This window comes from Mesorhizobium newzealandense (assembly GCF_042682145.1).
In the GTDB taxonomy this organism is placed as follows: Bacteria; Pseudomonadota; Alphaproteobacteria; order Rhizobiales; family Rhizobiaceae; genus Mesorhizobium; species Mesorhizobium newzealandense.
Genome location: NZ_JBHUGZ010000023.1, coordinates 147,296 through 170,192 on the forward strand (window position 1 = coordinate 147,296; position 22,897 = coordinate 170,192).

At 61.5% G+C, this 22,897-nt stretch carries 26 protein-coding genes; 13 read left to right on the top strand and 13 right to left on the bottom strand.

What is annotated here, in order from left to right; genetic code table 11:
• Nucleotides 1-20 precede the first annotated feature (20 nt).
• Nucleotides 21-734, top strand: a complete 714-nt coding sequence (locus tag ACFSOZ_RS30385; RefSeq protein ID WP_379104190.1) for a purine-nucleoside phosphorylase — start codon at nucleotides 21-23, stop codon at nucleotides 732-734.
• A 122-nt stretch (nucleotides 735-856) separates the two neighbouring features.
• Here ACFSOZ_RS30385 and ACFSOZ_RS30390 read toward each other — a convergent pair whose 3' ends face one another.
• Entirely contained in the window at nucleotides 857-1,162 is a 306-nt protein-coding gene (locus ACFSOZ_RS30390; protein ID WP_063167926.1) for a ribbon-helix-helix domain-containing protein, read from the bottom strand.
• Nucleotides 1,163-1,389: 227 nt separating this feature from the next.
• Here ACFSOZ_RS30390 and ACFSOZ_RS30395 point away from each other — a divergent pair, with 227 nt between their 5' ends.
• The 3 genes from ACFSOZ_RS30395 to ACFSOZ_RS30405 all read left to right on the top strand — a co-directional run bounded on the left by ACFSOZ_RS30395 (nucleotide 1,390) and on the right by ACFSOZ_RS30405 (nucleotide 4,103).
• Entirely contained in the window at nucleotides 1,390-1,785 is a 396-nt protein-coding gene (locus ACFSOZ_RS30395; RefSeq protein ID WP_379104191.1) for a VOC family protein, read from the top strand.
• A gap of 168 nt (nucleotides 1,786-1,953) precedes the next feature.
• On the top strand, nucleotides 1,954-2,484 hold the full coding sequence (locus ACFSOZ_RS30400) for a gluconate 2-dehydrogenase subunit 3 family protein (RefSeq protein ID WP_379104193.1): 531 nt from the start codon (nucleotides 1,954-1,956) through the stop codon (nucleotides 2,482-2,484).
• Nucleotides 2,485-2,531: 47 nt separating this feature from the next.
• Nucleotides 2,532-4,103, top strand: a complete 1,572-nt coding sequence (locus tag ACFSOZ_RS30405; RefSeq protein WP_379104195.1) for a GMC family oxidoreductase — start codon at nucleotides 2,532-2,534, stop codon at nucleotides 4,101-4,103.
• 184 nt (nucleotides 4,104-4,287) lie between these two features.
• Here the strand turns inward: ACFSOZ_RS30405 and ACFSOZ_RS30410 are convergent, their stop codons facing one another.
• Nucleotides 4,288-4,695, bottom strand: coding sequence for a hypothetical protein (locus ACFSOZ_RS30410; protein WP_379104197.1), 408 nt, complete (start codon nucleotides 4,693-4,695; stop codon nucleotides 4,288-4,290).
• Between the two features lie 313 nt (nucleotides 4,696-5,008).
• On the opposite strand from ACFSOZ_RS30410, the gene urtA reads away from it, so the two are divergent.
• The 6 genes from urtA (at nucleotide 5,009) to ACFSOZ_RS30440 (ending at nucleotide 11,424) form a co-directional block, all read left to right on the top strand.
• Nucleotides 5,009-6,319, top strand: coding sequence for an urea ABC transporter substrate-binding protein (gene urtA, locus ACFSOZ_RS30415; protein WP_184874024.1), 1,311 nt, complete (start codon nucleotides 5,009-5,011; stop codon nucleotides 6,317-6,319).
• Nucleotides 6,320-6,438: 119 nt separating this feature from the next.
• Nucleotides 6,439-8,055 carry an urea ABC transporter permease subunit UrtB gene (gene urtB, locus ACFSOZ_RS30420; protein WP_379104199.1) on the top strand — a complete coding sequence of 539 codons (1,617 nt, stop codon included), beginning with the start codon at nucleotides 6,439-6,441 and terminating at the stop codon, nucleotides 8,053-8,055.
• On the top strand, nucleotides 8,052-9,284 hold the full coding sequence (urtC, locus tag ACFSOZ_RS30425; RefSeq protein ID WP_379104201.1) for an urea ABC transporter permease subunit UrtC: 1,233 nt from the start codon (nucleotides 8,052-8,054) through the stop codon (nucleotides 9,282-9,284). The genes urtB and urtC overlap by 4 nt, the downstream gene beginning before the upstream one ends.
• Before the next feature lie 6 nt (nucleotides 9,285-9,290).
• Nucleotides 9,291-10,037, top strand: coding sequence for an urea ABC transporter ATP-binding protein UrtD (gene urtD, locus ACFSOZ_RS30430; RefSeq protein ID WP_379104203.1), 747 nt, complete (start codon nucleotides 9,291-9,293; stop codon nucleotides 10,035-10,037).
• A 69-nt stretch (nucleotides 10,038-10,106) separates the two neighbouring features.
• On the top strand, nucleotides 10,107-10,805 hold the full coding sequence (gene urtE, locus ACFSOZ_RS30435; protein WP_379104205.1) for an urea ABC transporter ATP-binding subunit UrtE: 699 nt from the start codon (nucleotides 10,107-10,109) through the stop codon (nucleotides 10,803-10,805).
• A 442-nt stretch (nucleotides 10,806-11,247) separates the two neighbouring features.
• On the top strand, nucleotides 11,248-11,424 hold the full coding sequence (locus tag ACFSOZ_RS30440) for a hypothetical protein (RefSeq protein ID WP_379104207.1): 177 nt from the start codon (nucleotides 11,248-11,250) through the stop codon (nucleotides 11,422-11,424).
• Between the two features lie 34 nt (nucleotides 11,425-11,458).
• On the opposite strand, the gene ACFSOZ_RS30445 is transcribed toward ACFSOZ_RS30440, so the two are convergent.
• The 10 genes from ACFSOZ_RS30445 to ACFSOZ_RS30490 form a co-directional block, all read right to left on the bottom strand.
• Nucleotides 11,459-12,607 (bottom strand): GGDEF domain-containing protein, encoded by a 1,149-nt coding sequence (locus ACFSOZ_RS30445; RefSeq protein ID WP_379104209.1) that lies wholly within the window; start codon nucleotides 12,605-12,607, stop codon nucleotides 11,459-11,461.
• A gap of 180 nt (nucleotides 12,608-12,787) precedes the next feature.
• Nucleotides 12,788-13,594, bottom strand: coding sequence for a DUF72 domain-containing protein (locus ACFSOZ_RS30450; protein WP_379104210.1), 807 nt, complete (start codon nucleotides 13,592-13,594; stop codon nucleotides 12,788-12,790).
• A 25-nt stretch (nucleotides 13,595-13,619) separates the two neighbouring features.
• Nucleotides 13,620-14,090 carry a GNAT family N-acetyltransferase gene (locus ACFSOZ_RS30455; protein ID WP_379104212.1) on the bottom strand — a complete coding sequence of 157 codons (471 nt, stop codon included), beginning with the start codon at nucleotides 14,088-14,090 and terminating at the stop codon, nucleotides 13,620-13,622.
• Nucleotides 14,087-14,431 carry a hypothetical protein gene (locus ACFSOZ_RS30460; RefSeq protein ID WP_379104214.1) on the bottom strand — a complete coding sequence of 115 codons (345 nt, stop codon included), beginning with the start codon at nucleotides 14,429-14,431 and terminating at the stop codon, nucleotides 14,087-14,089. Before ACFSOZ_RS30460 ends, ACFSOZ_RS30455 begins: the two co-directional genes overlap by 4 nt.
• A gap of 140 nt (nucleotides 14,432-14,571) precedes the next feature.
• Nucleotides 14,572-17,493 (bottom strand): excinuclease ABC subunit UvrA, encoded by a 2,922-nt coding sequence (gene uvrA / locus ACFSOZ_RS30465; protein ID WP_379104216.1) that lies wholly within the window; start codon nucleotides 17,491-17,493, stop codon nucleotides 14,572-14,574.
• A gap of 694 nt (nucleotides 17,494-18,187) precedes the next feature.
• Nucleotides 18,188-18,490, bottom strand: coding sequence for a hypothetical protein (locus ACFSOZ_RS30470; protein ID WP_379104218.1), 303 nt, complete (start codon nucleotides 18,488-18,490; stop codon nucleotides 18,188-18,190).
• A 187-nt stretch (nucleotides 18,491-18,677) separates the two neighbouring features.
• Entirely contained in the window at nucleotides 18,678-19,283 is a 606-nt protein-coding gene (locus ACFSOZ_RS30475) for an ATP-dependent Clp protease proteolytic subunit (RefSeq protein ID WP_379104220.1), read from the bottom strand.
• A gap of 26 nt (nucleotides 19,284-19,309) precedes the next feature.
• Entirely contained in the window at nucleotides 19,310-19,810 is a 501-nt protein-coding gene (locus ACFSOZ_RS30480; protein WP_379104221.1) for an SRPBCC family protein, read from the bottom strand.
• A gap of 14 nt (nucleotides 19,811-19,824) precedes the next feature.
• Complete coding sequence (locus ACFSOZ_RS30485) at nucleotides 19,825-20,139, bottom strand: ArsR/SmtB family transcription factor (protein ID WP_379104223.1); 315 nt, start codon at nucleotides 20,137-20,139, stop codon at nucleotides 19,825-19,827.
• 44 nt (nucleotides 20,140-20,183) lie between these two features.
• Nucleotides 20,184-20,573 (bottom strand): cupin domain-containing protein, encoded by a 390-nt coding sequence (locus ACFSOZ_RS30490; protein WP_379104225.1) that lies wholly within the window; start codon nucleotides 20,571-20,573, stop codon nucleotides 20,184-20,186.
• Nucleotides 20,574-20,784: 211 nt separating this feature from the next.
• On the opposite strand from ACFSOZ_RS30490, the gene ACFSOZ_RS30495 reads away from it, so the two are divergent.
• Genes ACFSOZ_RS30495 through ACFSOZ_RS30505 form a run of 3 tightly spaced genes read left to right on the top strand, consistent with a single transcriptional unit; the run spans nucleotide 20,785 to nucleotide 22,214 of the window.
• Nucleotides 20,785-21,303, top strand: a complete 519-nt coding sequence (locus ACFSOZ_RS30495) for a single-stranded DNA-binding protein (protein WP_379104227.1) — start codon at nucleotides 20,785-20,787, stop codon at nucleotides 21,301-21,303.
• A 23-nt stretch (nucleotides 21,304-21,326) separates the two neighbouring features.
• Nucleotides 21,327-21,740 (top strand): DUF2306 domain-containing protein, encoded by a 414-nt coding sequence (locus ACFSOZ_RS30500; protein WP_379104229.1) that lies wholly within the window; start codon nucleotides 21,327-21,329, stop codon nucleotides 21,738-21,740.
• A gap of 48 nt (nucleotides 21,741-21,788) precedes the next feature.
• Nucleotides 21,789-22,214: an OsmC family protein gene (locus tag ACFSOZ_RS30505; RefSeq protein ID WP_379104231.1), complete on the top strand. Its 426-nt coding sequence runs from the start codon at nucleotides 21,789-21,791 to the stop codon at nucleotides 22,212-22,214.
• Between the two features lie 26 nt (nucleotides 22,215-22,240).
• On the opposite strand, the gene ACFSOZ_RS30510 is transcribed toward ACFSOZ_RS30505, so the two are convergent.
• Entirely contained in the window at nucleotides 22,241-22,870 is a 630-nt protein-coding gene (locus ACFSOZ_RS30510; protein WP_023670949.1) for a MarC family protein, read from the bottom strand.
• Nucleotides 22,871-22,897 lie beyond the last annotated feature (27 nt).

Below are 22,897 nucleotides of genomic sequence, written 5' to 3' on the forward strand. Positions count from 1 at the left end.
CGGGCTTGGGGGAGCAGCGGTTGACGCCACACAACGAAGCAGACAAGGGTGCCTACGCCGACACGGTGTTGTTGCCGGGCGACCCGCAGCGCGCCGAATGGATGGCGCAGACTTTTCTGGAAGCGCCGCGCTGCATCAATCGCCGGCGCGGTGCCATTGGCTATACCGGACTGTTTCGCGGCAAACCCGTCAGCATTCAGGCGACGGGCATCGGTGTCTCGTCGTTTCTGATCTATGTGCATGAATTGCTTGACTATTATGGCGTCCGGACGTTGATCCGCACCGGCACCTGCGGCAGCCTGACCGCTAAGGCCAAGCTGCGCGGCCTTGTCATCTCGCAATCGGCGCAGCCGGAAAGCGCTCAAAGCGGTCAGGTCTTCGGCCTCTACAAACCCGTCGCCGGTCCGGATCCGGCACTTCTCGCTTGCGCGCTGGCCAAGGCAGCCGAACTTGGCGTCGATCACTGTGCCGGCCTGACGGTCTGCAGCGATATCTTCTATCACCCGGAAGGACGCGGCCGCTTTGCCGATGCGCAGGCAGAAGGAGCCCTGGCCGTGGATATGGAAACCAGCGCGCTTTATCGCATCGCCGGGCATTTCGGCGCCCGGGCGCTGTCGATGTGCACAGTGGTCGACAACATCGAGACCGGTGAACTGACCGACTACTCCGAACGTCAGGAACTGTTCGCCGATATGACCCGGCTGGCGCTCGTGGTCTCCGTGGAAGGACGCTAGAGTGGTTCGCCGTTTCACGGAAGCGCCGAACCGATCTATCTCTTGTCTGACGCAATTCCCTGAGGGAAAGCGCTACGCGCTTTTTCTCGGGAAAGCCGTTTCACACTTTTCCTGGAATTGCTCTAGGCGGCTTGCCGCTTCGGCACCATCTGCTCATCCATGCCTGGCCGATGGCCGCGCAAATAGAGCGCGCAGGTAGTGCGCAGCATCGATGCAAAGTTCGGAATGGCGCCGTTGATCTCGATGGCTTCGTCATAAAGCTTCGAGATGAATTTGGGCGTCGTCAGGTTCTGGTTTTCGGCGATTTCATCAAGGAGCGCCCAGAACGTCGCTTCCAGCTGGATGCTGGTCGAATGGCCGTCGATGCGAATCGACCGGTTGATCTGGCGATAGCCTTCGGGATCCTGGCCCGCAAATACCCTGCACATCCGACAAACCTCCCATGCTTATTGGTCTTGGGCGGGCAGGCGTGCAGTCTGATACTGCTTGACCTGTCCCCATTCGCATTGTCGGGCAAAATTGCCGGAACGGCAATCGGACTTTCGTCCCTGTCGCCGATGCAAGTCATTTCACAGTTTTGGACGTGGTAACCGGCTGCCACCACCTTTTTCCCTGCTCTGCCCATAATCGGTTCCACACTAGGGCGGAGACTGATTTGGCCAAGGCGATCCATTCCATGATCCGGGTTCTCGACGAGGCCCGATCCGTCGACTTCTACAGAAATGCCTTCGGGCTCGATGTCGCCGACAGGCTGGACTTCGAGACGTTCACACTCATTTACCTCAGCAACGCCGAAACGGGGTTCGAGCTCGAACTGACCGTGAACAAGGGCCGGACCGAGCCTTACGGGCTCGGCGATGGATACGGCCACCTCGCGGTCTCGATCGCCGACCTCGACAGCGAACATGACCGACTCGGCGCGCTCGGCCTCAATCCGAAGAAGATCGTCGAGTTCAACAGCGACGGATCGCTGATCGCCCGCTTCTTCTTCATCGAGGATCCTGACGGCTACAAGATCGAGGTTCTGCAACGCGCAGGTCGCTTCCAATAGGAGACAGTGCAGCCGCACCGGCGGGTGCGGTGCCAGCAACGGCGCTCTTAAGCATGCCGCCCAAAAGTGCCCAGCGGTTTTGGGATAACGACATGCAAAAACAAGATCTTGAGGCTCGTCAATTGTGGCGCGCTTTAAGAGGCGCGAATAGCAAGCAGGGAGGAATACATGGTCACGATCTATGACGGGAAGCCTGGACTTTCACGTCGAGAGCTTCTCCGACGCGGTGGCATCGGCGCGTTGCTCGTCATCTCCGGCAGTGCGGTCATCAGCCCCGAACATGCCTGGGGGCTCGAGACATCGGCGCTCAAGCCCGAAACCATGGCGACGCTGATCCAGTTGGCGCGCGACATCTATCCGCATGATCAGGTTCCCGACAAATATTACGCCATCGCCGTGAAAGGCCATGACGAACAGGCCGGCAAGGACGCCGCCTACAAGACGATGATCGAAGACGGCATCGCCGACCTCGACAAGAAGTCAGGGGATGGTGGCTACCGGGGCCTCGGCTGGGAGGACCAGCGCGTCGCGGTGCTGAAGCAGATCGAGGCGACGCCGTTCTTCCAGGCCATCCGTGGTGGCCTCGTCGTCAGCCTCTACAACCAGAAAGAGGTCTGGCCGATCTTCGGCTACGAGGGCGAGTCCTTTTCCAAGGGCGGCTACATCGCGCGCGGTTTCAACGACATCGAGTGGCTCTGAGCCCCGTCGTTCTTGAACCCGCAAACAGAAAATCATGGGAGGAAACCATGGCTGCAGCATTTGATTTGAAAAACGACGGCGTGGTCGTCATCATCGGCTCGGGCGCCGGCGGCGGCACGCTCGGCAACGAACTTGCCCAGAAGGGGGTCGACGTCGTCATCCTGGAAGCCGGCGCGCGTCACGAATATGAGGATTTTGTCAACGACGAGTGGGATTCGTTCACCCAACTCGCCTGGAAGGACAAGCGCACCACATCCGGCGACTGGCGTGTGGCCAAGGATTTTCCGAATCTTCCGGCCTGGATCGTCAAGTCGGTCGGCGGCTCGACAACCCACTGGGCCGGAGCGTCGCTGCGTTTCCAGGAACACGAGTTCAAGACGCTTTCGACCTACGGCAAACTGGAAGGCGCTAATCTACTTGACTGGCCGATCACGCTGGCCGAGATGGAGCCCTACTATGCCAAGGCCGAAGCCAAGATGGGCGTCACCGGCACCAATGACTGGCCGAGATTGCCGGGCAACAACAATTTCAAGGTGTTGAAGGCCGGCGCCGACAAGCTCGGCTACAAGGAATGCCATACCGGCAACATGGCGATCAACTCGGTCGAGCGCGACGACCGCATGTCCTGCCAGCAAACCGGCTTCTGCTTCCAGGGCTGCAAATGGGGCGCCAAATGGTCGACGCTCTACACCGAGATCCCGAAGGGCGAGGCGACAGGCCATCTCGAGGTCAGGCCGAACGCCATGGCGATCAAGATCAACCATGACGCCTCGGGCAAGGTGACCGGCGTCGTCTACGCCGACAAGGACGGCAAGCTGCAGGAACAGAAGGCCCGCATCGTCGCCGTCGCCGGCAACTCGATCGAAAGCCCGCGGCTGCTGCTCAATTCGGCATCTGGCAAATTCCCCGACGGCCTTGCCAACTCGTCGGGGCAGGTGGGCAAGAACTACATGCGGCACACCACGGGCTCCGTCTATGCGATCTTCGACAAGCCGGTGCACATGTATCGCGGCACCACCATGGCCGGGATCATCCGCGACGAGGCGCGCCATGATCCGTCACGCGGTTTCGTCGGTGGCTACGAGTTCGAGACGCTGTCGCTGGGCCTGCCGTTCATGGCGGCCTTCCTCGATCCAGGGGCCTGGGGCCGTTCTTTCACGACGGCGCTCGACCACTACGACCATATGGCCGGTCTGTGGATCGTCGGCGAGGACATGCCGCGAGCGGAGAACCGCATCACGCTGCATACCGACATGAAGGACGAGCACGGCATGCCGATCGCCGACGTGCATTTCGACGATCATCCGAACGACACCGCGATGCGCAACCATGCCTACAAGCAGGCCTCGGCGCTTTACGCGGCGGTCGGCGCCACGCGCACCTTCCCGACGCCGCCCTATCCGTCGACCCACAATCTCGGCACCAACCGGATGAGCGAGAAGGCGGCCGACGGCGCCGTCAACAAGCACGGCCAGACGCACGACATCAAGAACCTGTTCGTGTCGGACGGCAGCCAGTTCACGACGGGTGCCGCGGAAAACCCGACCCTGACGATCGTGTCGCTGGCGATCCGCCAGGCCGACTACATCGCTGCGCAAATGTCGGCCAAGACGATCTGAGCCGCCAAGACACCGTCCCGGGCATCGGGGCGGTGCCCAGCTTCAGTCCTCCCGGACCGTCAGGCGGAACGCGTTACGCGTTCCGCCTTTTTGTGGGACCAGAATGATCAGGTGCCGACCGGCTGCCCGCTCTTGCGGCAACAACAGGCAGGCCGCCGAGTGGCGGCCGTTGCCCGGGATTGGCCTACTGGCTGGCTCCCTTTGTGCAGGTCGAGGCGGTGAAGGCGCCGTCGGGTTGCTTCATGATGATGTCGAAGGAGGGCGCGGTTTCGCCGTCCAGCGTTGCCTGGGTCAGCGACAGCGAGTTGCCGCCGGCGGTATAGCCGCCGAGCGGCCCCAGCCAGGAGATCACGCCGTTTGCATCCATCTGATAATTGTAGCCCTGCTGGGCCGTCCCGAAGGTGATCGGGCCGCTGTAGACATTTGCCTTGATGGTGATGTCGCCGAGGTTGAGAAACATGCCAAGCAGGTACACTTCGCAGTGGTAGACGCCGTCGGGCATCTTGCCGTCGCTGAAATCGGCTCGTGCTGTGCCGGTCGCTGCCGCCAGAAGCAATATGCCGATGGAAATGCGTGAAATGCCGGATGCCATGACGCCACTCTTTTGAGCCGCGACCTTGCCCTATTTTTGCGCTGAGCCGCAACATTTGTCGTCCGCGATCCGCCGGCTAAGGTCAAAAACTAGGCATTTTGCGAATTTGGGCGAAAATTAGGCAAAACCCTTGTGCGTTGCGCAAATTTCTCTCAATCAATTTTTAACCGATCCTCTTTGTTTCCATAAGGCTAATATATCAAACGGCTGATAATATTGAGCTATCGTCTCTTGGTCGGCAACTCCCCGGCGATTGGCATGGGGGTTGCATCGTAGTGTTGCGGTGCAATCAACCAGCCTGGGAGTGTTAGGCATGAGGGGTAATTTCTCGACAATAACAAAAATGTTTTCGGCCAGCGTCGTTGCCGCCGGCCTGTTGATGTCCGCACCCGCCAGGGCGGCTGACGACACGATCAAGGTCGGCATTCTCCATTCGCTGTCGGGGACCATGGCGATTTCGGAGACGACGCTGAAGGACGCCATGCTGATGCTCATCGACGAGCAGAATGCCAAGGGCGGCCTGCTCGGCAAGAAGCTCGAAGCCGTGGTCGTCGATCCGGCTTCCAACTGGCCGCTGTTCGCCGAGAAGGCGCGCGAGCTGATCTCCAAGGACAAGGTCGCCGCGGTATTCGGTTGCTGGACCTCGGTGTCGCGCAAGTCGGTGCTGCCGGTATTCTCCGAGCTCGACAATATCCTGTTCTACCCGGTCCAGTACGAGGGCGAGGAAAGCGAGCGCAACGTGTTCTACACGGGTGCCGCGCCAAACCAGCAGGCCATTCCGGCCGTCGACTATCTGATGAGCGAGGACGGCGGTTCGGTGAAGCGCTGGGTGCTCGAAGGCACCGACTACGTCTATCCGCGCACCACCAACAAGATCCTCGAGGCCTATCTGAAGGCCAAGGGCGTCGCGGCGGAAGACATCATGGTCAACTACACGCCGTTCGGCTTCTCCGACTGGCAGACCGAAGTTTCCGCAATCAAGAAATTCGGTTCGGCCGGCAAGAAGACCGCCGTCGTGTCGACGGTCAACGGCGATGCCAACGTGCCGTTCTACAAGGAACTCGGCAACCAGGGCATCAAGGCCGAGGACATTCCGGTCATGGCCTTCTCGGTCGGCGAGGAAGAGCTTGCGGGTCTCGACACCGCGCCGCTGGTCGGCCATCTCGCCGCCTGGAACTATTTCGAAAGCGTCGATACGCCCGAGAACAAGAAGTTCATCGCCGACTGGCACAAGTTCATCAAGAACGACAAGCGCACCACCAACGACCCGATGGAAGCCCATTACATCGGCTTCAATATGTGGGTGAAGGCGGTCGAGAAAGCCGGCACCACCGATCCGGACAAGGTCATCGACGCCATGATCGGCGTTTCGGTGCCCAACCTGACGGGCGGCTATTCGACGATGATGCCGAACCATCACATCACTAAGCCGGTGCTGATCGGCGAAATCCAGGCCGATGGTCAGTTCGAGACGGTTTCGCGCACGCCGGGCTTGGTGATGGGCGACGAATGGTCCGACTACCTGCCTGACTCCAAGGACCTGATCTCCGATTGGCGCGCGCCTCTGTCGTGCGGCAACTTCAATGTTGCCACCGGCAAATGCGGCGGCAAGGGCACAAACTGATCCTCCCGGGTCTGACCAGGTCTGGACCGTTAAGTCCATGACCTAAGACCGCCAGCGTCCGGACGGTTTCCTCCGCCGTCCGGACGCCCAATTCAACCTTCAAGGGTCGCCTGAAGCCGATGAACCTGTTCCGCGCTGTTGGCCTTACGCTGTTGTTCCTGCTGGCGACTTTGTCGTCGTCGGGTGCTGGCGAAGCCGAACTGCGCACCATCATCGCCAAATTCGCGACAGCCAAGGGCTTTTCGGAGACGGGGGCTGTCGTTCACGAGCTGGCGGCTACAGGTGATCCGGCTGTCGAACGGCCACTTGCGGCACTCGCCGACGGCAACCTCTATATCCGCAAGACCGATTCCCTGGTCTTCGTCGGCAAGGAAGTGGGCGAAAGCGTCCAACTGTTCGATCCGCTGAGTGGCGAAGCATCGGGCGAAGCGGCCAAGGACGACATCACCAAGATCAAGGTCAACAACACGCTGCGCCGCGCCATCCGCGATGCGCTGGGAACACTGACGCTTGGCGCCAAGGATGCGGCCGTGCGCATCGCCGCCGCCGACACCATGTTCAAGACACCCGATGCCGCAAACATCGGGCCGCTCGACACCGCGATCGCCAGTGAGACGGTGGCCAGCGTCAAGGCTCTGCTCGGACAGGCCCGCGCCGCTTCTGTTTTGGTCTCGGATCGGCCTGATGCCGACAAGCTTGCCGCAATCGCTCTGATCGGCGCACGGGGCGACCGCGATGCGGTTTCTCTGCTGACCTCGGTCGAAGCGAACGCCTTGGGTGCGGTCAAGGACGCGGCGAAGGCTGCAATTGCCAACATCAATTCGACGCTGGCATTCTGGGATGCCGGCCAGAACATCTGGTACGGCATTTCGCTGGGATCGGTGTTGCTGCTGGCGGCGATCGGGCTTGCCATCACCTTCGGCGTCATGGGCGTCATCAACATGGCGCATGGCGAGATGGTCATGCTCGGCGCCTACACGACCTTCGTCGTCCAGCAGGTGATCCGCACATCCTTTCCCGGCCTGTTCGACTGGTCGCTGGTGATTGCGCTGCCGCTCGCCTTTCTCGTTGCAGCACTCGTCGGTCTTGCCATCGAGCGCGGCGTCATCCGCTTCCTTTATGGGCGGCCGCTGGAGACATTGCTGGCGACATGGGGTGTCTCGCTGATCCTGCAGCAGGCCGTGCGCAGCATCTTCGGGCCAACCAACCAGGAAGTGGGCAATCCCTCCTGGATGTCGGGCTCGTTCAATATCGGTCAGCTCGCAATCACCTGGAACCGTCTGTGGATCCTGGTTTTCGCACTCACCGTCTTCGCCGTGCTGCTCTATGTGATGAAGCGCACGTCCTGGGGGCTGCAGATGCGCGCCGTCACCGCCAACCGGCGCATGGCCGCCTCGATGGGCATCAGGACGCCGTGGGTCGACGCGCTGACCTTTGCGCTGGGTTCCGGCATTGCCGGTATCGCCGGTGTCGCGCTCAGCCAGATCGACAATGTCTCGCCCAATCTCGGCCGCGGCTACATCATCGACAGTTTCATGGTCGTCGTCTTCGGCGGTGTCGGCAATCTGTGGGGCACGCTGGTCGGCGCCTTCTCGCTCGGCATCGTCAACAAGTTCCTCGAACCCTACGCCGGCGCCGTGCTCGGCAAGATCGTCGTGCTGGTGCTGATCATCCTGTTCATCCAGAAGCGCCCGCGCGGCCTGTTCGCGCTCAAGGGCAGGGCGGTGGAAGCATGATCACCGGACGATTCTTCGCCGCGGGCGCGGACCGCCGCATCGCCATCACGATTCTCATCCTGCTGGCGGTGGCCATCATCGTGCCGCTGCTCAACCTGGCTGTGTCGCCGACCAGTGCATTCTACGTGCCGTCCTACATCGTGGCGCTGACCGGCAAGTATCTCTGCTATGCGCTGCTTGCGCTCGCTCTCGACCTTGTCTGGGGCTATTGCGGCATCCTTTCGCTCGGCCACGGCGCCTTCTTCGCGCTCGGCGGCTATGCGATGGGCATGTATCTGATGCGCCAGATCGGCTCGCGCGGCGTCTATGGCAACCCCATCCTGCCGGACTTCATGGTGTTCCTGAACTACAAGGAATTGCCCTGGTTCTGGTATGGTTTCGACCATTTCTGGTTCGCCGGCCTGATGGTGCTCGCGGTGCCCGGCCTGCTCGCCTTCGTCTTCGGCTGGTTCGCCTTCCGCAGCCGTGTCACAGGCGTCTATCTCTCCATCATCACCCAGGCGATGACCTATGCGCTGCTGCTCGCCTTCTTCCGCAACGACATGGGATTTGGCGGCAACAACGGCCTGACCGATTTCAAGGATATTCTCGGCTTCAACGTGCAGGCTGATGCAACCCGTTCGGCGCTGTTCGCCGCCAGCGCGGTGACGCTCGCGCTCGCCGTGTTCGTCACCTGGGCGATCGTCGGTTCCAAATACGGCAAGCTCTTGATGGCGGTGCGCGACGCCGAGAGCCGCACCCGCTTCCTCGGCTGGCGGGCGGAAAATGTAAAACTGTTCGCCTTCACCGTCTCGGCGGTCATGGCCGGCATTGCCGGCGCACTTTACGTGCCGCAGGTCGGCATCATCAATCCGGGCGAATTCGAACCGTCCAATTCGATCGAGGTGGTGATCTGGGCGGCCGTCGGCGGGCGCGGCACCATCGTTGGCCCGATCATCGGCGCGCTGCTGGTAAATGCGGGAAAGTCCTGGTTCACCGGCGTGTTGCCGGAATTCTGGCTGTTTGCGCTAGGCGGCCTGTTCGTCGCCGTCACGCTTTTGCTGCCCAAGGGCATCGTCGGCATGTGGGATTCCTGGCGCGGCAACGCCAGGGCGTTGCGTGCGGCCTCGATTGCCGAGGAAGCCGGCACCGATCCTGATCTGCCGCTGCCGCAGAAGATCGTTCGCAGCGCGGCGACACCGCCGGGCGACTGGTCCCCGTCCAGCCCCGAACCACAGCCGGCGGAGTGAGCGGCCATGAGCAAGTCGCACACGATCCTCTATCTCGACGGCGTCTCGGTTTCCTTCGACGGTTTTCGCGCCATCAACAACCTGTCGCTGGTGCTCGACAAGGGCGAGATGCGGGCCATCATCGGTCCCAATGGCGCCGGCAAGACGACGATGATGGACATCGTCACTGGCAAGACGCGGCCCGACGAGGGCGAGGTCTTCTTCGACGGCCAGGTCGATCTGACCAAGCATGATGAAGCCGAGATCGCCATGATGGGCATCGGCCGCAAATTCCAGAAGCCGACCGTCTTCGAAAGCCACACGATCGAGGAAAATCTGATGCTGGCTCTGAAGGGGCCGCGCTCGATCTTCCCGGCGCTGTTCCATCGTCGCTCGGCCGCCGAAGCGCGGCAGATCGACGACATTCTCGGCATCATCCGGCTTGGCGACAAACGCGACCAACTGGCGGCGAATTTGAGCCATGGACAGAAGCAGTGGCTGGAGATCGGCATGCTGCTCGCCCAGGACCCGAAGCTGCTGCTGGTCGATGAGCCAGTTGCCGGCATGACCGATGCCGAGACCGAGGAAACCGCGCGGCTGCTCAAGGAGATTGCGCGCGACCATTCGGTCATCGTCGTCGAGCACGACATGCATTTCGTGCGCGAGCTCGGCGTCAAGGTCACCTGCCTGCATGAGGGCTCGGTGCTCTCCGAAGGCACGCTCGACTTCGTGTCGGCCGACGAACGGGTCGTCGAAGTCTATCTGGGGAGATGAGCATGGTCTGGCGCGTTCAATTCCATCGCTTCGATCTGTCCTTCCTCAGGTTCTGGAGAAGGCGCTGACATGCTCGAAGTTTCGAACGCCACGCTCCACTACGGCGCCGCCCAGGCGCTGCGCGGTGTGTCGCTGAAGGCCGGCGCCGGCAAGATCACCTGCGTGCTCGGCCGCAACGGCGTCGGCAAGACCAGTTTGATGAGATCGATCGTCGGCCATCACCGGCTGACGAGCGGAAGCGTTGCCTTCGAGGGGAAGGCGCTCGACCGGAGCGCGGCGTATGACCGCGCCCGGTCGGGCATCGCATTCGTACCGCAGGGCAGGGAGATCTTTCCGCTGCTCACGGTGCGGGAGAACCTCGAATCGGGATTTGCGCCACTGAAGCGCGTCGACCGCAACGTGCCCGCCCATGTTTTCGAGCTGTTTCCGGTGCTCAAGCAGATGCTCGGCCGTCGTGGCGGTGACCTGTCCGGCGGCCAGCAGCAGCAGCAGCTCGCCATCGGCAGGGCGCTGGTGATGCGGCCGAAGCTCTTGGTGCTCGACGAACCCACCGAAGGCATCCAGCCGTCGATCATCAAGGATATCGGCCGCGCCATCCGTTATCTGCGCGACCAGGCAGGCATCGCCGTGCTTTTGGTCGAACAATATCTCGATTTCTGCCGCGAGCTTGCCGACGAGGTCAACATCATGGACCGCGGCCTGATCGTCCATACCGGCCCGGCGGAAGATCTCGACCGGGCCGATGTCCGCAAATTCCTGACCGTGTAGACTCTTTGTCTTGACGCAATTCCAGACGGAAAACTGTTTCACACTTTTCCTGGAATTGCTCTAAGCGCGTCGCATCCAAACGGATTCAAACGACGCGCTTTAGATTTTTGTTTTTGTGCATGTCGTTGTCGCAAAACCGGTGCGCACTTTTGGGCGACATGCACTAGAATCAGTACTTGACTTCAGCTGACGGTCCGAAGTCTTTCGCAAGTACAATATTTCTTCGATCCAGTCATCCGTGTCTCTGGCGCGCCGGCGGCTGCGTGCTAGTCTTTTTCTTGGCTTTCTGTGAGTCGGCCGTTTCCGTATCAGTCTGATTTTATCGCAGATCGAGGGACGCGGCGAAGGCCGGGCAAGTTCCACGCAAGCAAGCATTCCTAGCTTCCCTCCTGCGATCTGATTGTCGTTCAACACGTTTGGGCACACAGGCTAAGGGACAGCCATGGAACGTTACGTCGAGGACTACCAGAAACGGCGGCTTACCGAGCGCGTCGATATCATCACCGCCATCAACATATTGAGATCCCAGGGATACGGCCGAGACGAACTGATCGAGGAAATCACCAAGGTCTTCTATGTCGACCTCGATGCTTTCAACGAAATCGTCATGGCGGCATAGAAGCCGCGTTCGCCCGTTCCAACAATCGTAGTGGTCAGCTCGCCCGCCGGAATGCCGAGGCGGTGACGCGGTTGCGGCCGCCGCGCTTGGCGGCGTAGAGCGCCTTGTCGGCGGCGCTGAGCACCTTGTCGAAGCTGAGGCCCTCCTTGGTGCCGAAAGCAAATCCGGCACTGACCGTGCATGTCAGGGAACCCGTCTCGGTTTCGACGCGGCACGCGGCGAAGGCAGCCCGTATGGCCTCGGCGGTGGCCTCAACCGTTTCCGGCAAGGTCCGCTTCAGCACCAGCGCGAATTCCTCGCCGCCCATGCGTGCGGCGACGTCGGCCGGGCGAAGATTGCCGGCCAGTTCCCTGGCGAATACCCTCAGCACTTCATCGCCCGCGGCGTGACCGAATTCGTCGTTGATGGCCTTGAAGCCGTCGAGGTCGAAGACGACCACAGCGGTGAAAGCGCCGACCGGTGCATTGCCATGCATGTCGAACAGGGCGCGGCGGTTGAGCAGGCCGGTCAAGGGATCGGTAAGGGCGTTGTGGCGGTGATGCCTGGCCAGACGCCCCTGATTGAGCGCCAGTGACAACGCACCGATGCCGGTCATGCTGGCGATCACGATGATGAGGCTCAACTCCTCGGCCCAATTGCTTGGCGCATGCCCAAGGATCAGCTTTCCGTCCCAGGCGAGAACCATGGCGCAGAGCGCGAAGGACGTGGCCGTGGCCGAATAGAGTGCGGTGATGCCGATCGTGAGCGCTGGGGCTTCGTTGCGGCCTTTCCAGTATTCGAGCGCCGTTGCAAACAGAAGCAAGGCGGCAAACATGTTCTCGAACATGAAGCCGAGACCATCATAGCCAAGCGCCATGGGAGGCAGTGCAACGGCCAGCGAAATGCTGCCAAACATCGTTCTCGGGATCGGCGAACCGCCGGTCCTGAACTGGTAGGCAGCGCCCAGCATGGCCGAAAAACCAAGCAGGAGCAGGGCAAGCGTCGCGATGCCAAGCAGACGCCCGGGCATGTCGATATAGGCGTCATAAGCAAAAATGTCGCCGACCACCAACAGCAGGCTGATCGCCCAAGTCAGCAGGAATTTCTCAGAGCGAGCGGTCAGCCACATCCCAAACAGTGTCAGGCTCAGGCAAGTGGCGGAAAAACCGACAGCCAGCAGAAGTGAAGTGTAGTCGAGCGACATGCCCCTCGTTCCTTGCCGGCGGCGATCCCAGCTCTGCGGCTTGGCTAGGCTGAATTCATGCAGCAAGGAGGTATCGATAAGGTTACGACGGTGCCGAAATTGCCACGATTGGACACTTTGCTACGCTCAAAACGCGTATGAAACGCGCCTAGCGTGTGAAACGTCTTGTGCTGGAGCTTCTTAGTCGGCCACTCGCTTCATCAGCGCCATCGCTCCGAATGGTGCGCGCACCTTGCCCTCGGTGATGAAGTAGACGAACACGTCGCGTGGTTGGACTGGTGCGTCCGTCTTGGGGTCCGCGCGCCGCAGGTCGACCGGTTGCTTGCCCTCCGACCAGGTCCTGGCGCGCGCGGCCCATTCGTCGAGGCCTTTGGGCGTGTAGCAGTCGGCATTGTCGTCGCTGCCGGTCTGCAGCCGCGCATAGATGAAATCGCCGGTGACGTCGGCGATGTCAGGATACTTTGCATGGTCGGCATAGACGATTGCCACCTTGTATTTGCGCGCGAGCGCCGCGAATTCCGGCACGATGAAACTTTCGTTGCGCACCTCGACCGCGTGGCGCAGGGCAACGCCGTCCTGCTTTTCCGGCAGCAATTTCAGAAAGGCTTCGAAATCGTCCGGATCGAACTTTTTCGTCGGTGCGAACTGCCACAGGATCGGCCCGAGCTTTTCGCCAAGCGCGGCCACGCCGGAGCCAAGGAAACGTGTCACCGATTCGCCGGCCTCGCCGAGCACGCGCCGGTTGGTGACGAAGCGGTTGCCCTTCAGCGCATAGACGAAACCATCCGGTGCCTCGCTGGCCCATTTGACGAAGGTCGGCTCCTTGAAGCTCGAATAATAGGTGCCGTTGACCTCGATGCTCGGCACCTGCCGGCTGGCGTATTGCAGTTGCTTGGCCTTGGAGAGCTTTTCGGGATAAAAGGACGTGTCCCAGGGTTCGAACGTCCAGCCGCCCATGCCGGAGCGGATTGTTCCCGATTTGCTCATAGTCATCCTCCCAAGTTCAGAAAAATCAGGCCGTCGTGATCTCAGCCACTGGCTTGGCCATGTCGACGACCGTCCATCCCGGCCGATAGGGATTGGGCCGGCGGCCCGTTTCCCGAAAACCATAGGCCGTGTAGAGCGCAATGTTCCGCTCCATCCGGGCGTTGGTGTAGAGCCTGACCTCGGGCAGGCCCCACAGCCGCGTCTGTTCATCGGCGTGTTTGAGCAGGGCGACGCCAAAGCCCTTGCCCTGAAATTCTGGCGCGACAGCGACGGAGAAGATCATCGCGTGGTCGTCATGCCATTCGATGTCGATCAGCCCGGCTAACTTACTGTCGCTCTCCACCAGCCAGACCTCGCCGCGTTCGACCCTCGGCGCGTAATCCTCCGTGACCGGGATCGGCGGCGCGCCGAACAGTGCGGTATAAGGCGCATAGGCGGCCTCCGTCAGCGAAGCGATTGCGGCGAGATCTTCGGGGCTGGCGACTCTGAGATTCATGGCAGTTTTCCTGACCCCATGGCGGCCCGGAGTCGAAGCCACCCGATGATCCGTCGCCAAACAAATACATGTCTTCGAACGACTATCGTGCCGGCGACAACCATCGGTGAGAGGGGCCGTCGCGCGACATGCAGATCACCAGAGGTTCCATACTTGTTGAGCCAGTTTCGGAAAGCTGCAGCAGCGTTCGCCTGATCAAGAACGATGATCATCAACCAGATTTTGCTCGTGCCAACCTTTCTGCCATCCCAACGCACTATGGCATCGCGCCAATCTTTTCGCAGGTAGCCGAAAACGAGTTCCGGATCGTCCGAATAGAATCGAAAAACATCATTGGCCATGGCATTCGGCCTTCGTAGCGAGGCCGTTTCCAATGCGTGCAAACACAACCAGTCCTGCGCGCATGAGCACCTCCGTCAGACGATTGATGGTTTCGGCCACGCCAAAAGGCTCTGGACCGTGACGAGACCAGCTTTAGCCATCACTCCGCCGCTTCGCGCTTGCCTCCGGGGCGCCGCTCCAGCAGTTCCTTGAGGAACTGGCCGGTGTAGCTGCGCTTCTCGCGCACGATGGCTTCCGGCGTGCCGGAGGCGACCAGTTCGCCGCCGCCGTCGCCGCCTTCGGGGCCGAGATCGAGCACCCAGTCGGCGGTCTTGATCACCTCGAGATTGTGCTCGATGACCACCACCGTGTTGCCCTGGTCGACCAGTTCATGCAGCACTTCCAGCAGCTTGGCGACGTCGTGGAAGTGCAGGCCGGTGGTCGGCTCGTCGAGGATGTAGAGCGTCTTGCCGGTCGCCTTGCGCGACAGTTCCTTGGCCAGCTTGATGCGCTGCGCCTCGCCGCCCGACAGCGTCGTCGCCTGCTGGCCGATATGGATGTAGCCGAGGCCGACCTGCTTCAGCGTGTCGAGCTTGTCGCGCACGCCGGGCACGGCGGCGAAGAAATCGACGCCTTCCTCGACCGTCATGTCGAGTACATCGGCGATCGACTTGCCCTTGAACAGCACGTCGAGCGTCTCGCGGTTGTAGCGCTTGCCGTGGCAGACGTCGCAGGTGACGTAGACGTCGGGCAAGAAGTGCATCTCGATCTTGATGACGCCGTCGCCCTGGCAGGCCTCGCAGCGGCCGCCCTTGACGTTGAAGGAGAAACGTCCCGGCTGGTAGCCGCGCGCCTTGGCCTCCGGCAGGCCGGCGAACCAGTCGCGGATCGGCGTGAAGGCGCCGGTGTAGGTGGCGGGGTTGGAACGCGGTGTGCGCCCGATCGGCGACTGGTCGATGTCGATGACCTTGTCGAGGAATTCGAGACCCTCGATGCGGTCGTGGTCGGCCGGATGCTCGCGCGAACCCATGATGCGGCGCGAGGCAGCCTTGAACAGCGTCTCGATCAGGAAGGTCGACTTGCCGCCGCCCGACACGCCGGTGACGGCGGTGAAGGTGCCGAGCGGAATTTCGGCGGTGACGTTCTTCAGATTGTTGCCACGCGCGCCGACGATCTTCAACCGCCGGTTCTTCTTCGCCTCGCGCCGCACGCCGGGCGTTGCCACTTCGAGCGCGCCCGACAGATATTTGCCGGTGATCGAATTGGGATTGGCCATCACCTGCTGCGGCGTGCCCTGGGCGATGATCTCGCCGCCATGGATGCCGGCCGCCGGACCCATGTCGACGACATAGTCGGCATGCAGGATGGCGTCCTCGTCATGCTCGACGACGATCACCGTGTTGCCGATGTCACGCAGGTGCTTCAGCGTGTCGAGCAGGCGTGCATTGTCGCGCTGGTGCAGGCCGATCGACGGCTCGTCGAGCACGTAGAGCACGCCGGTGAGGCCGGAGCCGATCTGCGAGGCCAGCCGAATGCGCTGGCTCTCGCCGCCCGACAGCGTGCCGGAATTGCGCGACAGCGTCAGGTAATCGAGCCCGACATCGTTGAGAAAGCGCAGCCGCTCGCGGATCTCCTTGAGCACGCGCACGGCGATCTCGTTCTGCTTGTCGTTGAGCGACGCCGGCAGGTCGGTGAACCACTGGTCGGCCTTGCGGATGGAAAGCTCGGTGACTTCGCCGATGTGCCTGCCCGCGATTTTCACGGCCAGCGACTCGGGCTTCAGCCGATAGCCCTTGCAGACCGGGCAAGGCGTGGCCGACATGAAGCGCTCAATCTCCTCGCGCATCCAGGCGGATTCAGTCTCCTTCCAGCGGCGCTCGAGATTGGGGATGACGCCTTCAAAGGTCTTAATGGTCTTGTAGGAGCGCAGCCCGTCATCATACTGGAACGTAATCTCGCGCTCGCCGGTGCCGCGCAGGATGGCGTCCTTTGCCTCTTCGGTCAGGTCCTTGAATTTGTCGCCGAGCTTGAAGCCATAGGCCTTGCCCAACGCTTCCAGCGTCTGCGCGTAATAGGGCGAGGTCGATTTCGCCCACGGGCTGACGGCGCCGTCGCGTAGCGAGATGTTTTCGTCCGGCACGATCAAATTGCCGTCGATGGCGCGCTGGCTGCCGAGACCGTCGCAGGTCGGGCAGGCGCCAAACGGGTTGTTGAACGAGAACAGCCTCGGCTCGATCTCGGGAATGGTGAAGCCCGAGACCGGGCACGCGAATTTTTCCGAGAACAGGATGCGCTCATGCGTCTCGTTCTTCGACTTGTTGACCGAATCCTCACCGGTCTGGCTGGCGTCGAGCGGCTTGTCGGCGAACTCGGCCACCGCCAGTCCATCGGCGAGCTTCAGCGCCGTCTCGATGGAGTCGGCAAGCCGGGTGGCGAGATCGCCGCGCACGACGATGCGGTCGACGACGACGTCGAGGTCATGCTTGTACTTCTTGTCCAGCGCCGGCACCTCGGCGATTTCATAGAAGACACCGTCGACCTTGACGCGCTGAAAGCCCTTCTTCTGCAGCTCCAGCAATTCCTTGCGGTATTCGCCTTTGCGGCCGCGCACCATCGGCGCCAGGATGAACAGGCGAGTGCCTTCTTCGACCGCCAGCACACGGTCGACCATTTGGCTGACCGTCTGGCTTTCGATCGGCAGGCCGGTGGCCGGCGAATAGGGGATGCCGACGCGCGCGAACAGAAGCCGCATGTAGTCGTAGATCTCGGTGACGGTGCCGACCGTCGAACGCGGATTCTTCGAGGTCGTCTTCTGCTCGATGGAAATGGCAGGCGACAGTCCGTCGATCTGGTCGACGTCCGGCTTCTGCATCATTTCGAGGAATTGCCGCGCATAAGCCGACAGGCTTTCGACGTAGCGACGCTGGCCTTCGGCATAGATGGTGTCGAAGGCAAGCGACGATTTGCCGGAACCAGACAGGCCGGTCATGACGATCAGGCTGTCACGCGGCAGGTCGAGATCGACATTCTTCAGATTGTGTTCGCGCGCCCCGCGAATGGAAAGATATTTATGGTCGGCCATCGCCGGTCGCCGCCTCAGAATCTGGAATTTCCTGGAATGGCGGGTTTTCCCGGCCATCCCCTATGTAGGTATTATTGCCGCCACGTCGAGAGACGCCACAATTCCCGACAAAAGCGTTTAACCGTCTTTCGCGTGAACGGGCAAGCGGAAAGAACAAAGGCCGAACACGCTCCTGACAAAGCTGTGCAAAAACTGACGTGGACGTAACCTCCCTGCGATCACATTTTTCGGTAACCGGCTATTGATGGTTGACGCCACCGACTCAGGGGCGCAGTCTCCGGGAGTCAAACGAAGCCGGCCGTCTTTCGATGGCCTCGCCGCCAGAGGCGGCCTGCGAGACGCCGCAGGCATCCGCGATTTGTGCTTCGGGACGACAACGTCGCAACGGACAAGGGAGTGGAGCCATGACGCCACCGGATCGTCCCCTCGGGTTCCAGTTGTCACTGGAGCCGAGGCAGGCATAAGTGCCAGGGTTTAGCGTTTTCGCCACCCGACAAACCGTGACCTGCCATACCCCACAAAAATCAGAGACTGCTAGTCGGATCGACGGCTGAACGCCGCGAGGCATCCGAAATCAAACGCCGGCAGTACACTCCCGGCAAAATTGGATTTGAGATCCAAAAAAGCCCCGTCCGTTTGCGCAAAGCACGGCGGGGCTGTTTTTATGTGCGGCGCGGTACACAGCCACGCAGTATCAATTACGTGGCGGCTTGATTGCGCCGGCGCCGACATCAACGGTGATGCTGCCGGAAATCCTGACATCCGTGTTGCCGATCTTGAACTGGCCGTTGCCGTTGCTGGGGAATGCGTCGTCGGGTTCGGGCTCGGGAGCCGGCTTCGCGATACGATAGTCGCCGGTCACGCCGGGCAGGGCGCCTTTCTGCGCCGTCGGCGATCTGTCGTCGGCAAAGGCCGTGCCGCTCATCAGGCCGGCAACAGCGACCGCGATAACGGCGATGACCCGGTGCAATGTTCTGGATGGATGCGTGTCGGTCATCGCCAAGTTATAGTGACGTGCCGCCAATGGGACCAGACCGGCATCGTCAAATCTTCGACAGCAGGCAGGAATCCGATCTCGCCTAAAGCGCATCGCGACTAATTTCAGGCGATGCGCATTAGGTGTCTGTTTCTATGCATGACGTTCTCCCAAAACCGAGGCCACTTTTGGGCGACATGCATTGGCCTCACGCGGCCTGTTTGCGCGTATCGAAAACGTGGTCGACAATGCCCCAGGCCTGGGCCTCGCGGGCCGTCATGAAGTGGTCGCGGTCCAATGTGCGTTCGACCTCTTCATAGGTGCGTCCGCAATGCTGCGCATAGAGTTCGGCCATCTGCCGCTTTGTCCGGCCGATGCGCTCGGCATGGCGCTGGATGTCGGAGGCCTGGCCCTGGAAGCCGCCCAGCGGCTGGTGCAGCAGAATGGTGGCGTTCGGCAGGGAGATGCGACGTCCCGGCGTGCCGGCCATCAGCAGGAACGAGGCCATCGAGGCGGCAAACCCCATGCAAACGGTCGACACTGGGCAGCTGATGTATTGCATGGTGTCGTAGATGGCGAAGCCGCTGGTCACCACGCCGCCGGGCGAGTTGATGTAGAGCGAGATCTCCTTGTCGGGATTGTCCGATTCCAGCGACAGCAGCTGGGCGCAGACCAGCGCCGAGATGTCGTCGTTGATCTCACCGTTGATGAAGACGATGCGCTCGCGCAGCAGCCGCGAGAAAATGTCGAAGGCGCGTTCGCCACGGCTCGATTGCTCGATCACCATCGGCACCAGATTGGCAAGGCCACTCATTGTCTGTCTCCGTAGCTGTTGTTCGCTCAGGCCGCACGCAGCAAAAGGCGAGGCGTGTTCGCGGCGATTGGCTTTCGCGGCCTGTTTGCGCCGAGCGAAAGTCGGCAGCCGGCGCCAGCCATGGCGACGGCGGGCATCGCCGTTCGGGCAAAGCCGCCATGGACGATGCGCAGATGCGTGCCGCCCGAGACGGTGCGGGCGAGCGTGAAGGTGACGGTGCTGTCGAGCGGGTCTTGCCGCGCGGCATCGCCTGGTTGCGGCCGCTCTCGCCAGGAATAGCGCAACAGCCGTTCGGGTTCGGCGTCGAGGATTTCACATTCGATCGCTGCCTCCAGCCCGGCAAAGGCAAAACGGCTGCCTGTCTCAGGCTTGATGTCGTTCGGCATCATCCAGGCGGCGAGCAGCTCCGGCACGGTCAGCGCCCGCCACACCTTTTCCGGCGGTTCCGGCAGGTCACACTCAAACTCGATCGCATCCTCGATCGCATCAGGTGCTGCCTCGGAGTCCGCGTGGCTTTGCTCTGTCATTGATCCCAGGTTCTTCATTGATCCATGTCCTTCAAAACCGCCTTCAGCCTTTCGATGCGCTCCGGCCAGAACGACCGGTAGCGTTCGATCCAGGAAAGCAAGGGGGCAAGCCCCTGCGGATCGGCGCTGTAATAGGCGTTGCGGCCGGCCCGCCGCTCGACCACCAGGCCGGCGCCGCGCAGCACGGCCAGATGCTGCGAAACGGCCGGCTGCGACACCGTCATGCCGCTGCGCAGTTCCGAGACGCTCATCTCGCCAGCGGCGAGCTGCTCAAAGACGGCGCGGCGCGTTGGGTCGGCAAGGGCGCGGAAAATCTCTGCTTCGATCATGGCGAAAGCATAAGTCTATACTTATTGATTTGGCAAGTGCTGTTTTACGAGACTGTCGGAAGCCAGCGCCTCACTACCCCGGCAGGCCCATCAAACGTCGCCTCGAAGATTGGCGACGCAAGCACGGCGTGGATGTGAAGCGTTCCTATTCCGACGTTCTTGAACCCGTGTTTCCTGTTTGCGGGAACAACAAGCGACTGGCCTGATGTCAGGACGCTGTGCTCATCGTCGATCCACATCTCGGCCCTGCCGGCGATAACGGTCAGCACTTCTTCGACGGGATGCCAATGCGTTGGGGCGCCGAGCGTGGGTTCGACCCATTGCTCGAATATGCAAAGTTGCGATGCACCATTGCTGGCCGACACGTGCATACGCGTCTCCACACCTGCTCGCCATTGCTCGCGCTGCTGGTCCTCATGTGCGACGGACTTCATTTGATCGCCCGGACCCATTCCCGATTTCATGGAAATTTCGGACCGGAACACTACATCTTACTGACAAACATTGACAGAACGTCGTCTGCATCATAGAACGAAAAGGGAACAAAAACCTTGTGGGAAAAGCCAGCCATAGCAGGCGGCGATTGTCCGCAGCCTGTAAGGTGCTGCGACCAAAATTTGTTTCGGATGAGCGCGGAGAAATATCATGGCGGGTAGCGTCAACAAGGTCATTCTGGTCGGCAACCTCGGTGCGGACCCGGAAATCCGTCGCCTGAACTCCGGCGAGCCGGTCGTCAATATCCGCATTGCGACGTCGGAAAGCTGGCGCGACAAGAATTCCGGCGAGCGCAAGGAAAAGACCGAGTGGCACAACGTCGTCATCTTCAACGACCAGCTCGCCAAAGTGGCCGAGCAGTATCTGAAGAAGGGGATGAAGGTCTATGTCGAAGGCCAGTTGCAGACGCGCAAATGGCAAGACCAGACCGGTAACGACAAGTACACGACGGAAGTCGTGCTGCAGAAATTCCGCGGCGAGCTGCAGATGCTCGATGCGCGCGGACAGGGCGAGGGCGGTCAGGTCGGCGGCTATGCCGGTGGCGGCAGCAGCCGCGGTTCCGATTTCGGCCAGTCCAGCCCGAGCGAAGGCTTCAATCGTGGCGGCGGCGGTGCCAAGAGCGGCGGCGGCGGTTCGTCGCGCGAGCTGGACGACGAAATTCCGTTCTGAGGAGTCAACACCCGGAGGCGGCAATGTCGCTGCAACCTCTGCTTGCCGCGCCCTCACCGATCCCTTGGCATGCCTTTGCGGCCTTCGCCGCACTGGCGATAGGGGCCACGCAGCTGGCACTGCCGAAGGGAACGCTGCGCCATCGCATCGCGGGTTATGTCTGGGCTGCGCTGATGCTGGTGATCGCCGTCTCGAGTTTCTGGATTCATGACATCCGCCTCATCGGCCCTTTCAGTCCGATCCATCTCCTGTCGATCCTGGTGCTGGTCACTGTGCCGCTGGCAGTGTGGCATGCCCACGATCACCGCGTCGCCAAGCATCGCAAGTCGATGATTGCGCTGTATGTCTTTGCGTTGGTCGGCGCCGGCATCTTCACCCTGTTGCCGGGCAGGGTCATGCATGACGTCGTCTTCGGCGTCGCCCGGGCCGGACCGTGACCCTGTTTGATCCTTGAGGCGGATGGCCCAAGTGGAAGGAAATATCAGGTGAAAGCACGCGTAAAGTGGGTCGAGGAGCGCACCTTCGTCGGCGAATCCGGCAGCGGCCACAAGGTGGTTCTGGGAACCGCGCTTGGGCCGGAAGGCAAGACACCAGGGCCGAGCCCGATGGAACTGGTGTTGATCGGCACTGGCGGCTGTTCGGCCTATGATGTCGTCCATATCCTCGAAAAGGGCCGCGAGGCGGTCGAGGATTGCGTCGTCGAACTCGACGCCGATCGGGCCGAAACCGAGCCCAGGGTGTTCACCCGCATCCACATGCATTTCGTCGTCAAGGGCCGGTCGCTCTCCAGCGACAAGGTCAAACGGGCAATCGACCTTTCGATCGAAAAATATTGTTCCGCCTCCGCGATGCTGGCCAAGACCGCTGCGATTACCCACGATTTCGAGGTCATCGACACGACGGCGAAGTAGGGCCGGCTTCGGCGGCTTGTCGCGCGCTACCCCGCCATCAGTGCCTTGATGCCGTCGGCGACAAACTGCACGGCAAGCGCTGCCAGGATGACGCCGAGCAGCCGGGTCAGGATCGAGCGGCCGGTCTGGCCGAGGATGCGGTCTATGCGCTCCGACAGCACGAACACCAGATAGGTGATGGCGAGGCAGACGAAGATGATGCCGACCAGCGCCGCTTGCGCGGCAAAGCCCTGAAACGAACCGGAGAGCAGCACCGTCGCCGAAATGGCGCCGGGGCCGGCGATCAGCGGGATCGCCAGCGGGAAAGCGGCGATGTTGTGGATCATGTCTTTGGTGATGGCGACGTCGCCGATCTTCTCCTTGCGGTCCTGCCGGCGCTCGAACACCATTTCGAAGGCGATGAAGAACAGCAGGAAGCCACCGGCGACACGGAAAGCCGGCAGCGTGATGCCGAACACCGACAGGATCGAGGCGCCGGCAACGGCAAACAGCGCCATGACCAGGAAGCCGATGATCGAGGCGCGGACGGAAACCTGCTGGCGCTCCTCGCGGTTCATGCCGCGCGTCACGGCGAGGAACAGCGGCGCCAGGCCAGGCGGATCGATGGTCACGAGAATGGTGACGAAGGCGTTGAACAGGCTGTCGAAGCTCGGCATCTCTGACCCCTCCCGCCGGGCCGTGCC

Excerpts from the sequence above, each read along its gene's own strand:
- urtB (WP_379104199.1), top strand. The coding sequence starts at position 6,439 with ATGAACCTGTTCCGCGCTGTTGGCCTTACGCTGTTGTTCCTGCTGGCG.
- urtE (WP_379104205.1), top strand. The coding sequence starts at position 10,107 with ATGCTCGAAGTTTCGAACGCCACGCTCCACTACGGCGCCGCCCAGGCG.
- ACFSOZ_RS30460 (WP_379104214.1), bottom strand. The coding sequence starts at position 14,431 with ATGGCCAATGATGTTTTTCGATTCTATTCGGACGATCCGGAACTCGTT.
- ACFSOZ_RS30410 (WP_379104197.1), bottom strand. The coding sequence starts at position 4,695 with ATGGCATCCGGCATTTCACGCATTTCCATCGGCATATTGCTTCTGGCG.
- ACFSOZ_RS30475 (WP_379104220.1), bottom strand. The coding sequence starts at position 19,283 with ATGAGTGGCCTTGCCAATCTGGTGCCGATGGTGATCGAGCAATCGAGC.
- ACFSOZ_RS30450 (WP_379104210.1), bottom strand. The coding sequence starts at position 13,594 with ATGAGCAAATCGGGAACAATCCGCTCCGGCATGGGCGGCTGGACGTTC.
- ACFSOZ_RS30445 (WP_379104209.1), bottom strand. The coding sequence starts at position 12,607 with ATGTCGCTCGACTACACTTCACTTCTGCTGGCTGTCGGTTTTTCCGCC.
- ACFSOZ_RS30485 (WP_379104223.1), bottom strand. The coding sequence starts at position 20,139 with ATGATCGAAGCAGAGATTTTCCGCGCCCTTGCCGACCCAACGCGCCGC.
- ACFSOZ_RS30400 (WP_379104193.1), top strand. The coding sequence starts at position 1,954 with ATGGTCACGATCTATGACGGGAAGCCTGGACTTTCACGTCGAGAGCTT.
- ACFSOZ_RS30390 (WP_063167926.1), bottom strand. The coding sequence starts at position 1,162 with ATGTGCAGGGTATTTGCGGGCCAGGATCCCGAAGGCTATCGCCAGATC.
- urtA (WP_184874024.1), top strand. The coding sequence starts at position 5,009 with ATGAGGGGTAATTTCTCGACAATAACAAAAATGTTTTCGGCCAGCGTC.
- ACFSOZ_RS30490 (WP_379104225.1), bottom strand. The coding sequence starts at position 20,573 with ATGAAGTCCGTCGCACATGAGGACCAGCAGCGCGAGCAATGGCGAGCA.
- urtD (WP_379104203.1), top strand. The coding sequence starts at position 9,291 with ATGAGCAAGTCGCACACGATCCTCTATCTCGACGGCGTCTCGGTTTCC.
- ACFSOZ_RS30500 (WP_379104229.1), top strand. The coding sequence starts at position 21,327 with ATGTCGCTGCAACCTCTGCTTGCCGCGCCCTCACCGATCCCTTGGCAT.
- ACFSOZ_RS30470 (WP_379104218.1), bottom strand. The coding sequence starts at position 18,490 with ATGACCGACACGCATCCATCCAGAACATTGCACCGGGTCATCGCCGTT.
- ACFSOZ_RS30510 (WP_023670949.1), bottom strand. The coding sequence starts at position 22,870 with ATGCCGAGCTTCGACAGCCTGTTCAACGCCTTCGTCACCATTCTCGTG.
- uvrA (WP_379104216.1), bottom strand. The coding sequence starts at position 17,493 with ATGGCCGACCATAAATATCTTTCCATTCGCGGGGCGCGCGAACACAAT.
- ACFSOZ_RS30405 (WP_379104195.1), top strand. The coding sequence starts at position 2,532 with ATGGCTGCAGCATTTGATTTGAAAAACGACGGCGTGGTCGTCATCATC.
- ACFSOZ_RS30455 (WP_379104212.1), bottom strand. The coding sequence starts at position 14,090 with ATGAATCTCAGAGTCGCCAGCCCCGAAGATCTCGCCGCAATCGCTTCG.
- ACFSOZ_RS30480 (WP_379104221.1), bottom strand. The coding sequence starts at position 19,810 with ATGACAGAGCAAAGCCACGCGGACTCCGAGGCAGCACCTGATGCGATC.
- ACFSOZ_RS30440 (WP_379104207.1), top strand. The coding sequence starts at position 11,248 with ATGGAACGTTACGTCGAGGACTACCAGAAACGGCGGCTTACCGAGCGC.
- urtC (WP_379104201.1), top strand. The coding sequence starts at position 8,052 with ATGATCACCGGACGATTCTTCGCCGCGGGCGCGGACCGCCGCATCGCC.
- ACFSOZ_RS30495 (WP_379104227.1), top strand. The coding sequence starts at position 20,785 with ATGGCGGGTAGCGTCAACAAGGTCATTCTGGTCGGCAACCTCGGTGCG.